The 423-nt window shown below is 44.7% G+C and carries 1 protein-coding gene; it reads right to left on the bottom strand.

Annotated elements, in window-relative coordinates:
- Positions 1-423: transposase (locus E3E33_RS10720; RefSeq protein WP_167731697.1), on the bottom strand; the 423-nt coding region annotated here is incomplete at both ends.

Here is a 423-nt window from a genome sequence, read left to right as displayed (position 1 = left end):
TCCACTCTTATTGAGTTTGGACTGGTAATCGGCAATTTTTCTTCTCCAATAAAAATCAATGCTCTTCAAAGGCCTTCCATTCACGAGGAAGCTTTCCCCGTTTTCCACGTAAACGGCCATGAGATTGTTCACTCCCAAGTCAATTCCTGCTGAGAGGCTTCCTTTAGGTTGCCTTGGAACACTAACCCATTCCTCGTCCTCAAGTTTTTCCTCAACGGTGAGGCTCACGTGAGCATACCATTTTCGCTTTATGGGGTCAAAGGTTATTTCCAACCGCCCTTGCTTACCCTTCAAGTGTATTCTGCCCTTGAATTGAATTTCGAGGCGTCTGAACTTCCCAAGGCCTTTTAGAATGAGCTTGTTTCCTTCAATCTTGTACTGGTCGTTTCTGAGAATGATTAAGGGTTTTCTCTTCCCGTCTTC

The sequence above is a fragment of the Thermococcus sp. GR5 genome, from assembly GCF_012027535.1.
Taxonomy (GTDB): Archaea; Methanobacteriota_B; Thermococci; order Thermococcales; family Thermococcaceae; genus Thermococcus; species Thermococcus onnurineus.
This window is presented reverse-complemented; position numbering and strand designations above follow the sequence as displayed.